Below are 13,040 nucleotides of genomic sequence, written 5' to 3' on the forward strand. Positions count from 1 at the left end.
GCGCATGAACATCCGCTCGGTTTGCCGGGTACTGGTCACGGCCCTGATCGCTGGAATTGCGCTCCCCGGTTGCACGACGGATCTGTCAGCCCTGTCCTACGAGAAGGCGGCGGAAGAACCGCACTACGATGGTCCGCCGAAAGTCATCTACCGGATCGACGATCACCGCTTCGTCTCACTGGAGAACTACGACCGCTGCTATGGTGACACCTACTACAACAACACAAGGTTAGGTATCCGGCACAAACTGGCGCGGGGAGGGGGAATCGTGACGTATAGCGGGCGCCTGATCATTGACGACCCTACCGAGATGAATGTTGTTATTCCGTCGGCACCAGGAGGCGGATGCAGTTCGCGTGGCTGTAACGCCTCGCTGGTGTACTCCACCGACGGGGGAAATACCTTTCACGGCATGTATTACATCGAAGGGAGCCAAGCAGCTAGCAAGGACTCGGAGAGGTACACCATTGCCGTGGCTAAGGATGCCCTTTACGTATCGAAAAGGGCGTCCTACACAACCGACACTACAACGGACAGGTTTCCGCTTGTTCCGGGATATGTCTACGACAAGGGTATAGGACTTCCCGCAGGCAAGCGCATCGAGTTTGACGTCAAGTTCCCTTCGTGGTTGAAAACGCCATCCGGGCAGGACCGCTTCATCTGCGACAAGTCGGTCGCCGGCGGCCCGTCTGAACAAGGGCGGGAATGAAAACGGATGCCAGCACTCATCAAGGAAAACATGTGAAGGAAAGCATGCACATCCGCTCTGTTTGCCGGGTTCTGGTCACGGCCCTGATCGCTGGCATTGCGCTCCCCGGTTGCACGACGGATCTGTCAGCCCCGTCCTACGAGAAGGCGACGGCAGAACCTCATTACGATGGACCGCCAAAAGTTGTCTACCGGATCGACGATCATCGTTTCGTCTCACTGGAGAACTACAACCGGTGCCACGGGGACACGTACTACAACAACACAAGGTTGGGTATTCGGCATAAGTTGGGCCGGGGAGGGATCGTAAGTTATTCCGGCCGCTTGATCATTGACGACCCAACCGAAATGAACGTGGTGATTCCGTCCGCACCAGATGGTGTGTGTGGCGGTACCCGCGGCTGTAGCGCCTCGCTGGTGTACTCGACGGACGGCGGAAATACGTTCCACGGTCTGTACTACATGGAAGGAAGTCAATTGCCGGCCAAAGACTCGGAGGACTACACGATCGCTGTGACGAAGGACTCTTTTTTCGTGGCGAAGAAAGTGAGTGACACCACGGGGTTGGTCGTAACGGATAAATACCCCCTTCTGCCAGGGCACGTGTACGGCGAAGGAAAAGACCTTCCTGAAGGCAAGCGCGTTGAGTTTAACGTCAAGATGCCTTCGTCATTGCGCACACCGTCAGGCCAGGATCGCTTCGTGTGTGACATATGGGCTCCCGATGGCGCGTCAAAAAAATAGCGGTAATAGGGGGACGCGCACCAGCCTTTTGCATGTGGAGAGGCGCATGAACATCCGCTCGGTTTGCCGGGTTCTGGTCACGGCCCTGATCGCTGGCATTGCGCTCCCCGGTTGCACGACGGATCTGTCAGCCCTGTCCTACGAGAAGGCGGTGGAAGAACCCCATTACGATGGTCCGCCGAAAGTCATCTACCGGATCGACAATCACCGTTTTGTCGCACTGGAAAACTACAAGCGCTGCTATGGTGACACGTACTACAACAACACAAGGTTAGGTATCCGGCACAAGCTGGCGCGGGGAGGCATCGTCGACTACGCAGGTCGGCTGATCGTCGATGATCCTACCGAGATGAACGTGGTGATCCCGTCCGCGCCAGGAGGCGGATGCAGTTCGCGTGGTTGTAACGCCTCGTTGGTGTACTCCACCGACGGGGGAAATACGTTCCATGGCATGTATTACATCGAAGGCAGCCAGGCAGTAACCAAGGACTCGGAGAGATACACCATTGCTGTGACAAAGGACGCTTTCTTTGTGGCGAAGAAAGTAAGTGACACCACCGGGTTGGTCGTAACGGCTAAATATCCCCTTCTGCCAGGACACGTGTACGGCGAAGGAAAAGACCTTCCCGAAGGCAAGCGCGTTGAGTTTAACGCCAAGATGCCTTCGTCATTGCACACACCGTCTGGCCAGGATCGCTTCGTGTGTGACATATGGGCTTCCGATGGCGCGTCAAAAAAATAGCGGTAATACGGACCCGCACCAACCTTTTGATCAAGGAAATCCTCATGAAGAAGCCTGCCTGTCTCGGCGATCCGACCACGCATGGTGGAAGGATCATCACCGCCTCTTCGACCTTTTCGTTCGATGACCGCAAGGCCGCCCTGCTGGGCGACCTCGTTTCATGCCCGCTACACGGAGACAATGAACTCACGGAGGCGGGCGAAGGCATGACGGACGAAGGAAGGCCAATGATCATGTCCGGCTGTCACTCACGATGCGGATCGATGGTGTTGCCTGGCGACACGGGCGTTTCGATCGAATGAGCCTGCGCTGGCTGATACCTGAGCTCGCCGAACAGGCGGAACTGCCCCCGCCTCCGATCTGGCAATACGGAGCCTTGTACCTGTTGATCGAACTGGTCGGTGCGGGACTCGTCGTGCTTGCGTGGCCGAAGGGGCAGGCGACGATGACGCCTGCCTTCTGGATTGCCATCGTTGGGCTGCCCGCGTTGTTGTGGGGCGCGGCGAGCGGAGCGGTCTACTGGCGTTACGAGGAAGACCGGAACCAGCGAGCCTGGTGGAATCTTCTCGGAAGGGTCCGAAGCTTCAGATGGCGCAACTGGGCACATGCGCGGGTCGCCATCGTCAGCAGCGTCGTGTTGACGCCCGAGAAAGGGCTTGCCGAACGCATGCTGGGTCTCGAAGGGTCTGCGCCCACCAATCCAGACAAAACGCTGTCACTGGACCAGTTCGGCACATCGCATGGGCGCAACAGGCTTGAGGAAGTCTTTGCCGGTTTGCTGACGCCGCTCAGGAACGACATCGACAAACTCGCCCGAACGAACGACGTCGAGGTCGTGTTACACGTCGGTAGTGCAGACTGTTCGAGAGATCTGGTGCGCGTATGGAAGCGTCTGGAATTTCGTGGGACGCCGGCGGTAAAGTGGCTAGCGGCCGATATGGAATGGCCATTGGCCGAGCGTTGGTTCTCTGAGCCGATGCCCTCCTGTCGTATCGTACTCGCGTGCCAGCTACGCGGCGAAGGAGAGAGTGAGTTTTCGGAAGTGGCTGTCGGCCTCGTGCTGGCTAACCCGTCGGCATTGGAGGCGCGGCGCTCGGGCGTCAAGCCCCAGGCGGTCATATTCAGGCCGATCGTCGCGGAGGCGGATGACATTGCACAATCCCTGACGACGCTGCTGCGGGCCGAACAGGCAGCCGCGAGCAAGATCCGGCATGTCTGGGTGAGCGATCTCGAAAAAATATGCGCGCGACGTACCGACGCAGCGGTGCGGGAGGCAAAGCTCGACGTCTCCAGTCACGACGTCGACCGTGCGCTCGGCAAGCCCGGTTCCGCTAATCCGTGGCTATTGCAGGCCGCCGCGGCAGAGGCGGCCCAATATGGGCAGGGTGCCCAACTGGTCGCCACCGGCTTCCGAAATGGTGTGGCGCTCAACATCGTTGCGCACGGGACTGAGCCGTCCGATGCGCCGCCGCAGGGAACGAACGACGTGGTGTCGATCGGCTGGCTCATCGCGATGACCTCGCTTTTCGTCTTCATTCTTGTGGGCGCGAGGGTATTCATGCCGTCCGATAAGGACGGGCCGCTGATCACCGTGCTGCTTGCTCTTTGTCCTCTTTTTGTAGCATTGCAGGTAGCGATCACGCTCTATCTGCGGCGCTCTACCGCGCGCAGATTCTGGCAGCAGTTCTCCTGAATTGATCTCGCGTCGCAAACCACTTCCCGAACGCTGCTTTGAGCGATAGAACATGGTAAAGCCAGTTGTACACAACACCCAGGCACCGCATATGCGCGGCGCGAGCTTCGTCGTCTTCGCCCTCGTGCTGCTCATTGTCCTTGGCTTGCTGACGTGGATCGCTGCACGGCAGTACGAGTGGTCCGACGCACGGCTGCTGGGCATCGAACTCGCGCTGGTCATGGCGGTGTTCGCGCTGATCGGCGGATTTGTGCTTTCGGGACGCGGTACACGCGATGCCCTGCAGGGTGCCGGGCTCTCGGGGCAAAACGAGCTTGGTACTGGAACTGCCTCTGCAGGCGCTGTTACGCTGAAAGAGCTTGCTCGCACACTTTATCTGCGACACGGTCTGTTCTGGCGCTACCGGGAATCGTGGCTGCTGCTTGTCGGCAATGCCCCCGCAGTTGCGGCGCATATGCCGGGTCTCGCGACCCAGGACTGGCATGTGACGGGCGATACGGTGCTGCTTCATTGTCCCGCCGACCAGAACGGCCTGCCGGACCGGACATGGCTGCGACGCCTCGCGCGCCTGCGCTGGCGCAGACCGCTCGATGCAATCGTGTGGCTGACCGACCCGCTCGGGGACGAGTTGGCCGCGCAGCGCTCGGCGGTCGCGGCGAAAGCGACGCTCACGGAGATCGCGATCGGCTTGCGCTGGTCGGCACCGCTGCATGTCGTCACGGCGACAGACCTTGCCGCCGTGGAAGGAGATGGCGAGGAGCCGATTGGCTGTACTCTGCCTCGCCGCTACGACGACCGCGCGGTGAGCAACGCATTGCAATCCCTTGGTGAACGCCTCGCGATCGATGGAACACGCATTGTCGCCCGGGACCGCCGCCGACGCTATCTGGCGGAACTCTCCCAACGGCTGGAAACATGGCGCGCACCGCTCACCCGGTTTGGCGTCATCCTCGCACAATCGCGCCACGTGCCAGTCGAGCCGCGTGGGGCGTGGTTCCTGCCAGCCAGGAGTCAAATGCCGTCGACGCCGGAAGGCGAGTTCGTCGCGCCGCTCATCTGGCAGCGGATCGGATCACTGGGGCGTCGCTCCGGTGGCCGACGGGTCGGCTGGCATTCGAGTACGGTCGGCGCGACGATCATGACGGTGTGTGCGTGCCTGTGGATCGGGGGCATGGCAGTCTCCGCAGGGGCGAACACACGCGATCAGCTTTTCGCGAAGACCGTAGTGCAGGGTGCTGCAACGGCCCGCGACGACCATGCGGGATTGCGCGCGCTGCTCGACCTGCAGCACGAGATCGAGCGGTTCGAGTACCGCGCGACGGACGGCGCTCCGTGGTATTCGCGCTTCGGGCTGAACCGCGATGCGATGATCCTGAAGGGGCTGTGGCAGGCGTACAGTCCAGCCAGCCGCCGCCTGCTGGTGACGCCCACGCAACAGGGCCTCGAGAACGCTCTCGCGACTGTCGCAGCGATGCGTACCGACGTCGCTGACCCGGCAACGACGCAGCAGGCCGTGCAGGGTCACAAGACGCTCAAGACCTACCTCATGATGGCCGAACCGCAACGCGCCGACGCGAAGCTGATGGAGCCGGAAATGACGCGTAACTGGCTGACGCATGCGGCGCTGACGCTCGGCGAGCGGCAGGATCTCGCTCATCAGTTTTTCCCGTTCTTTGCGCAGCATCTGCCGACTCATCCAGCCTGGGCAATCCAGCCCCGCGCCGACCTGGTCAATGGCACGCGACAGACGCTCCTTGCGATCACGGGCGTGAAGAATTCGACGGACACGCTTTACCATTCGATCCTCGACGCGGCGGCAGGAAAATACGGCGACCAGACCCTCGCAACGATGCTGGCCGGTACGGACGCGAGAGGACTGTTCCACACGTCGGCGACCGTGCCCGGCGTCTACACGCGGCAGGCCTTTGACGGTCAGATTGCGCAGGCGATCGACGATGCCGCAGCGCGACAGGACGTTTCGACCGACTGGACGCTTGGCGCAACGTCTTCGGTGCAGCCACGCGTCGAGTCAGCCGATGTGCTGCGCAAGGAACTTCGACAGATGTACTTCGACGATTATGCCCAGCACTGGCAGGCCTTCGCGAACTCGATCCAGTGGGAATCGGCTCCCACCCTTCCGGCGGTTGCCGAGCAGTTGCGCCTCTTTGCGGACGCGCGACAATCGCCGCTGATCGCGCTGATGAAAACGCTCGATTACCAGGGGCGGGCGGGCGAGAACGTCCAGTCGCTGTCCGATACGCTCGTCGCCAAGGCGCAGGGCCTGATCGGCAAGCATGAGTATGCCGGGCAGGTGGAGGGCGAAATCAAGGCGATGATGCCGGCGGCACCGCTCGACGCAGCATTCGGTCCGGTCCTGCGACTCGTCGGCCCCGCCCAGGCACAGGGCGGCGTTGCTTCCAGCGTGAGCATGTCGGGCTATCTCAACGCCGTGACGACGTTGCGCCTGAAACTCGAAGCAATGACGAACAGCGGCAGCATGAACGACCAGGCGAAGCAGGTCGCGCAGTCCCTGTTTCAGGGCAGGAATTCCGACCTCTCGGATACGCGCAGCTATGCCAGCCTGATTGCGGCGAGCCTTGGCGAACAATGGTCAGGTCTCGGGGCATCGCTCTTTCTGCGCCCGGTCGACCAGGCCATGCAGGCGGTCCTGCAACCCGCACAGGCGAGCCTGAACGACGCGTGGCGGCAAAGCGTCGTGGAGCCGTGGGCGCGGTCCTTCCAGGGGCGCTACCCGTTTGCGTCCAGCGGCGACGACGCGTCGTTTCCCGAACTGGTGCGCTTCATCCGCGATCAGACAGGGCTCATTCCGGCCTTCATCAACCAGCAACTGGCCGGCGCCCTTGAACTGCACGGCGACCAGTGGGTGCCGGGCAGTGCGGGGGCGCAGGGCATACGGTTCGACCCAACGTTCCTGCGCAACCTTAACGTGCTGCAGGGCATTGCGTCGCACCTGCTTGCATCGGGCGCCGCGCAGTATCGTTTCGACCTGATGGCGCAGCCGACTGGCGACGTGACGGAGACGCTGCTGACGATCGACGGCCAGAAGCTCAAGTATTTCAATCAGGCTGATCACTGGCAGCCGTTTGTCTGGCCGGGAAACGATCTGCTTGTGACCGGTACTCGCCTGGAGTGGCAGACCGTGCAGTCGGGGCTGAACAGGAGTTTCGAGCGCGATGGCCGCTGGGCATTTATCCGCATGCTGGAATCGGCCCATGTGGAGCCGTTGTCGGACGCGCGCTTCAGGCTCACGTGGTCGGCGACGCCTGGCTCTTCGGGCGCGGCGCCTCCTTCAGCGGGCACCGCCGCGGTGCCGGTGCCCGCGAGTGATCCGGACAGCCTGTTGCCGGGTACGCCATTGGCGCCGCTCCCGAAAACCTTCACCCATCCGATCACCTATGTGATGCGTACAGACGCAGGCAAGGGGCCGCTCGAACTGCTGGCGCTGCGCGGCTTCACGATGCCGCCGCGAATTTTCGCACCGGCGCCGGCTCCAGCCGCGATGAAGAGCGCCGGGCCGCCGCCGCTGCCTGCGTCAGCCGTTGCAGCCGCCCGGCACGCGTCCGTGCCGCTGCCGCACGGCACCATCCCGTATGTCGAGTGATCATGTTCGCAAATTTTATCAAGCAGCTTTTTGGTGCGCGCGATCCGGACGAACTCGTGCGCGAACGCATTGATACGTGGAGCGACTGGCTGCGACCGTTGCCGACGGTCGACGGCAACGGGGTCGGCCGCGACCCCGGCTACGATGATGCGTTCATGGTGGTCAAGGAAGAGATCGGCAAGCTCTCCGAGATCGACAACGCCCTGATCGCGAGTTCGTGCGAGCAGCTCATCAAGGAGGTCGGCAAGGATCTGCGCCTCGCCGGTTACTACGTGTTCGCCCGGGTGCGGCAGGATGGCGCGGCCGGCTTCGCCGATGGACTGGAACTGACCGCAGCGCTTGTCGACCGGTTCGGCCCGGCATTGCAGCCCGCACGCGATGAAGCGAAGCGCGCCGCGCTCGAATGGGTTGCAACCGCACGTGTGCTGGATCAGCTTGACCGGCACGATGCGTTCGCGCCTGCCGACCTCGAACGCGCGATGGCGGCCCTGAATCTCATCATGGGTCGTACGGGCGAATGGCCCGAGGCGGCCAGACCGAACCTCCAGCCACTGGCTTCCCGTTTCGAAGGCAAGGAAGAGCCGGCGCGGGCAGACACCGACGCGACTGCTACGCGCCCGGGTGCATCTGCGCTGTCGTCGGGCGGAACGGCGATCGCCGGCATCGCATCGGTACGCGACGCGCTTGAGCAGGCCCGTGTGGTCGCCCAGTTTCTACGCAACCAGGAAAACGGCTACCTGCCATCGGTGCGCCTGATCCGGTGCGTGCGATGGGACACGCTTCACGACGTGCCGCCGGCCAATGGACAGGGGCGCACACGGCTTGCGCCACCACGCTCCGAACTGCGTCAGCAGTTCAAACGCCTCGTGCTGCAGAAGCAGTGGCACGAGCTGCTGGAGCGCGTCGAAGGCGCGTACATGGAGGGCGTCAATCACCTCTGGCTCGACCTGCAGTACTTCCAGCACGTCGCGCTCGACCATGCCGGCGCACCTTGCACAGAATGGCGTGACATCTTGCGGGCCGACTTCGCGCTGTTCCTGGAGCGTCTGAACGGAATCGAACGGCTCGCTTTCAGCGACGGTACCGCATTCGCCGACGACGCGACGCTGGAATGGATTGCAAGCCATGCGGTCGTGCGCAATCTTGACGAGGGCGAGGCGCTTGCCGCGCTGCCCGTCTCGGCCGACGACGAAAGCGGCGCTGCGGGCAACTGGCAGGAGATGGAGCGACAGGCGCGCGATCTCACGCAGTCGCAAGGCCTTGAAGGCGCGCTCGCCTGGCTCGCAGGGTTGCCCGGCATCCGGTCCGAACGTCAGCGCTATCTGCAACGCTGGGTGATGGCGCGTGTGGCCGACCACGCGGGCAGGGCGGACACGGCACTGCACCTGCTGGGTGAGCTGGACGAAGGCGCTCAGGCATATCAGCTTGCCCGATGGGAGCCGTCACTGACGTTCGAGGTCAAGCACCACCTGCTCACCACGCTCAAGGCGCTGCTGACCCGCAAGGACGCGGACAAACCCATGCTCGCGCAGCGCATCGAGAAGCTGCGCGGCGAACTGACCGTACTCGACCCGGCTCGCGCTGTCGCACTGCTATAGCTGATGCAGCCATTAGCCCAATACAACAGGACATATTCATGGACGACGACTCCACGCTGAACTACTACGAAGCCGAGATGCGCTATCTGCGCGAAGCCGGCCGGGAGTTCGCGGAAGCACATCCCGATCGCGCACGCATGCTCAATCTCGATCGCGTCGGCGACCGGGACCCGTACGTGGAACGGCTTTTTGAGGGTTTCGCATTCCTGATCGGGCGGCTGCGCAAGAAGCTCGACGACGAACTGCCGGAAATCACCGAGTCGCTGGTGAGCCTGCTGTGGCCGCACTACCTGCGCACGTTGCCGTCGCTCTCTGTGCTCGAATTCGAACCGGATTTCGGCACGCTTCAGAAGCTCGAATCGGTTCCTGCCGGCATTGAGGTCAGCTCTGACCCGATCGGTGCCGAAGGCACGCGCTGCACCTACCGTACCACCCAGCCGGTGGACCTGCTGCCGTTGCAACTGAAAGCAGCAGGAGCGGCGTCGCGGTCCGATGGTCGCTCGACCATCCGCCTGTCATTCCATATCGAGGCGCAGTCGCGCCAGAACACGCTCAGTGCGCCTTTCCTGCGGCTCTATCTAAACGCCGACCGGCCGGTTGCGATGGCGCTGCACCTTGCGCTCACGCGCCATGTCGACGATGTCCTGCTGCGCATTCCCGGCGCGCATGACGGCGAACCCCGATCGCTTCGCGATGCGTATTTTGCGCCCGCCGGTTTCGGGGCGGAGGAACGGCTGTGGCCCAAGCCGGACAACGCGTTTGGTGGCTATCAACTGCTCCTCGAATATTTCAGCTTCCCGGAGAAGTTCCTCTTCGTGGATCTGTTCGGCATCGATCTGGCCGCGCTGGCTCTGAGCGTCACCGATTTCGAGGTCGAAGTCGTACTCAACCGGACATTCCCGGCGGATCTGCGATTTTCAGAAAGGAACATCCGGCTGTTCTGCACGCCGATCATCAACCTGTTCAGGCTCGACGCGGAGCCGGTCCGCGTGGATCACCACCAGACCGAATACGCGGTGCGACCGCGTCAGCGTCACGGGGGCAACGTCGAAACGTATTCGGTCGACGCCGTGGACGCGCACGATCACGACTCAGGTGCGCGTGTCGAGTACGTGCCGTTCTCCAGTTTCAAGCATCGCGGCGGCATGCTGCGGCACGATGCACCGGAGCGCTACTATCACACGCGCGTGCAGCAGGGGCCGAAGGGCCTTTACGAAACGTGGGTGGTGGTCGGTGGCCACGCATGGGAGGACGCGGAAGGCCTGCCGCGTGAAACGCTCTCACTGCGCGTCACCGGCACAAACGGGATGCTGCCGCGCAAGGGACTGCGCGAGGCCGGTATCAACGAACTGATGGGCGGTGTGCCGAACGTCGCGCGCGTTCGCAATCTCGTGTCGCCGACCCTGCCGTTGCACCCGCCGACGGGCGACCGCTTCCAGTGGCGCGTACTCTCGCATCTGGCACCGAACTACCTGTCGCTCATCGATGCCGAAGTGCTGCGCGGCACGCTCGCGCTCTACGACTGGACGGACGGCGAGATGAACCGCCGGCGTCTGGACGGCATCCAGAAGGTGACCCGCAAGGGTCTGCGCAAGGTAATGGGCGGTGCAGTGGAACGCGGCCTGCAGATCGAGGTGACGCTTGACAGCCGGGCGTTCGCAGGCGTTGGCGACCTGATGCTCTTTGGCGAGCTGCTGCACCGCTTCTTCGAACTGTATGCCGACATGAATCTGTTCACGCAACTGGTGATCGTCAGCCTGCCGACCCAGGAACGTATCGAGTGGCCGACGAGCAAGTCGGACCGGTCGCCGATATGAGCGAAGCGGACGACGTGCGCTACGGCATGGGTGGCATGGGCTTGCGAAGGCCAAAGCTCGCGCCTTTCGTGCGCGCGGTGCTGGCCAGCGCGCCGCGCATGAACATCTTCCAGCTCTGCCGCCTGCTCGAACTGCACACGCCTGATGTGCCGGGCTTCGGCGCACAGGACGCGGTGGAGCACGAACCCGTGCGCTTTCGGCCGAAGGGGCGCGTGGGCTTTCCAGTCTCCGAAGTGGCGGAAGTCGAGTTCGATGAAGAGCGGCCGGAGGCGCCGCCCTCGGTGCGCACGACCTTCCTCGGGCTGTATGGTGTGAACGCGGCGATGCCGTCGCACCTGATCGATGACATCGTGCTGCGGCGCGAAGGACACGAGAAGGCGATGGCCTTTCTCGACATCTTCAACCATCGCGTCGTCACGCTCCTTTACCGCGCCTGGCTCAAGTACCACTATCCGGTCAGCTTCCGCGCGGGCGGAACCGACGAGATCTCGAACTATCTGCTGTGCCTGGCAGGTCTCGGGATCGGGAATGCAGCGCATAAGTCGGGCCTCGCTCCTTCCAGACTGCTGGCGCTGCTGGGGCTGTTCACGCAACGCTCGCGTCCGGCCGAAGGGCTCGCGGGCGTGGTGCGTCACCTACTGGATGGTGCGCAGGTTGCGGTGCGCGAGTTCTATCCGGTGTGGACGCCTGCCGGGACACCCCAGGGGCTGACGGCCCGGCCGCCACGGCGACCGGGGGGCGGTAAGGCCCTGAGTGGCCTGGGCGACGGGCACGTGCTCGGCTCCCGCCTGCTCGACCATTCACAGGCGGTGCTCGTCACCATTGAGCCGCTCGATGCCGCGCAGACCCACGCGTTGCTGCCGGGCGAACCGCTACATGACGATCTGATGCGTCTGGTGGCTGTGTATCTGGGCCAGAAGGCCGACGCGATCCTCCGCATGACGATTCCGGCATCGAATGCGCCGAAACTTGCGCTGACGGCCGGTCCGGCATCTGCAGGCGTGCACCGGCCGCGTCTTGCGTGGACGGCGTTGATTTCGCCATCAGCCGACCAGATGGTGACGATTCACCTCGGCCGGTACGACTCCCTGAACGAATGAATTTTGGAGAACCTATGCGGATATACCCCATCATGACCGCTCTATGCGCGAGCGCACTCCTGTCAGCGTGCGGAGCATGGCAGTCGGTCTCTGACGGCACTGCGGGTGCGTACAACGCTGTGTTTCACAAGACGGTCAAGACGCTGAACGTGGACCTGAGCGCCCGCGCTGCGCTGAATAGCGGAACAGGCGAGCAGCCACTGTCGGTTGCCATTCGCCTGTACCAGTTGAAGGACCGCAAGGCGTTCGACGCCGCGTCCTACGATGACCTGCTGCAGAACGACCGCACAGTGCTTGCCCAGGATCTGCAGGATACGGCAAGCGCGATCGTCACGCCGGGCGGGGCCATCAACCTGTCGCAGCCGATGCGCGCCGACACGCAGTATGTCGCGATCGTCGCGTTCTTCCGCGACGCCGCAGGCGGCAGTCAATGGCGCCGTGTGTTCCCGAAAAAGGCGCTTTCGCCCGACGACCCGCTGAAGCTGCAACTGGTCGACGACGAACTGGTGGTGGCCGGCGACGTACCGAAACAGCGGCCCGCGCCATGATTGCGGCGGACCTCTTCGCTACGCCCAGGAACTGGGCAGCCCCGCAGGGACCGGTGACGGCTTCGGCCCAGCCCACCTCGCTGGCCACGCCGGCGGTGAATCGCGCCGGGAATCCCGGAGACTGTTTTGCTTGAGTCACGCCGCCATGGCGGACCCAGCGAGTTTTGAATAACAAGCGGCTTCTGCCTCGGCAGGTGGAACGTTGCCGTTCGGCTCGAGCAGCCGCCGGTGATTGAATCAGTCGATCCATTCGAGAGTGGCCATCTCGACAGCCGGCAGATTGCGTCACGGGCCGAGCCGATGAATCACTTCTGCCACGTGCAGATCGCCGGAAAACTGCACCGGTTGCCCTGTGCGTGCAATCGCCCACGGTTCCGGCGCGAGACTGGCGCAATTGAAAAAACGCACGGCAGGCTGCGATCCCGTAACCGGATGCAGCGAGGCCTTGCCGTGGCCCGATGAAGTCGA

General features: G+C 63.0%; 10 protein-coding genes and 1 pseudogene. 10 read left to right on the plus strand and 1 reads right to left on the minus strand.

The window, feature by feature from the left end:
* Window positions 1-4 precede the first annotated feature (4 nt).
* The 10 genes from SB772_RS13065 to tssJ are packed head-to-tail and all read left to right on the plus strand — an operon-like array spanning window position 5 to window position 12,572.
* Window positions 5-709 (plus strand): hypothetical protein, encoded by a 705-nt coding sequence (locus SB772_RS13065; protein ID WP_410833653.1) that lies wholly within the window; start codon window positions 5-7, stop codon window positions 707-709.
* On the plus strand, window positions 706-1,452 hold the full coding sequence (locus SB772_RS13070) for a hypothetical protein (RefSeq protein ID WP_410833654.1): 747 nt from the start codon (window positions 706-708) through the stop codon (window positions 1,450-1,452). The genes SB772_RS13065 and SB772_RS13070 overlap by 4 nt, the downstream gene beginning before the upstream one ends.
* Window positions 1,453-1,498: 46 nt before the next feature.
* Entirely contained in the window at window positions 1,499-2,194 is a 696-nt protein-coding gene (locus SB772_RS13075; protein WP_410833655.1) for a hypothetical protein, read from the plus strand.
* Between the two features lie 44 nt (window positions 2,195-2,238).
* Window positions 2,239-2,496 carry a PAAR domain-containing protein gene (locus SB772_RS13080; protein WP_410833656.1) on the plus strand — a complete coding sequence of 86 codons (258 nt, stop codon included), beginning with the start codon at window positions 2,239-2,241 and terminating at the stop codon, window positions 2,494-2,496.
* A complete protein-coding gene (locus tag SB772_RS13085) occupies window positions 2,493-3,887 on the plus strand; it encodes a hypothetical protein (RefSeq protein WP_410833657.1) in 1,395 nt (464 codons plus the stop codon). Before SB772_RS13080 ends, SB772_RS13085 begins: the two co-directional genes overlap by 4 nt.
* A gap of 52 nt (window positions 3,888-3,939) precedes the next feature.
* Window positions 3,940-7,509, plus strand: a complete 3,570-nt coding sequence (locus tag SB772_RS13090) for an ImcF-related family protein (protein ID WP_410833658.1) — start codon at window positions 3,940-3,942, stop codon at window positions 7,507-7,509.
* A complete protein-coding gene (tssA, locus tag SB772_RS13095) occupies window positions 7,509-9,107 on the plus strand; it encodes a type VI secretion system protein TssA (protein WP_410833721.1) in 1,599 nt (532 codons plus the stop codon). The genes SB772_RS13090 and tssA overlap by 1 nt, the downstream gene beginning before the upstream one ends.
* Before the next feature lie 38 nt (window positions 9,108-9,145).
* Window positions 9,146-10,924 carry a type VI secretion system baseplate subunit TssF gene (tssF, locus tag SB772_RS13100; RefSeq protein ID WP_410833659.1) on the plus strand — a complete coding sequence of 593 codons (1,779 nt, stop codon included), beginning with the start codon at window positions 9,146-9,148 and terminating at the stop codon, window positions 10,922-10,924.
* A complete protein-coding gene (gene tssG / locus SB772_RS13105) occupies window positions 10,888-12,024 on the plus strand; it encodes a type VI secretion system baseplate subunit TssG (RefSeq protein ID WP_410833660.1) in 1,137 nt (378 codons plus the stop codon). Before tssF ends, tssG begins: the two co-directional genes overlap by 37 nt.
* 14 nt (window positions 12,025-12,038) lie before the next feature.
* Complete coding sequence (gene tssJ, locus SB772_RS13110) at window positions 12,039-12,572, plus strand: type VI secretion system lipoprotein TssJ (protein WP_410833661.1); 534 nt, start codon at window positions 12,039-12,041, stop codon at window positions 12,570-12,572.
* Between the two features lie 135 nt (window positions 12,573-12,707).
* Here the strand turns inward: tssJ and SB772_RS13115 are convergent.
* Window positions 12,708-12,896, minus strand: a pseudogene (locus SB772_RS13115) (IS3 family transposase); the annotation flags it as partial.
* Window positions 12,897-13,040: the final 144 nt, after the last annotated feature.

It is taken from the genome of Paraburkholderia sp. SIMBA_030 (assembly GCF_046535245.1).
Taxonomy (GTDB): Bacteria; Pseudomonadota; Gammaproteobacteria; order Burkholderiales; family Burkholderiaceae; genus Paraburkholderia.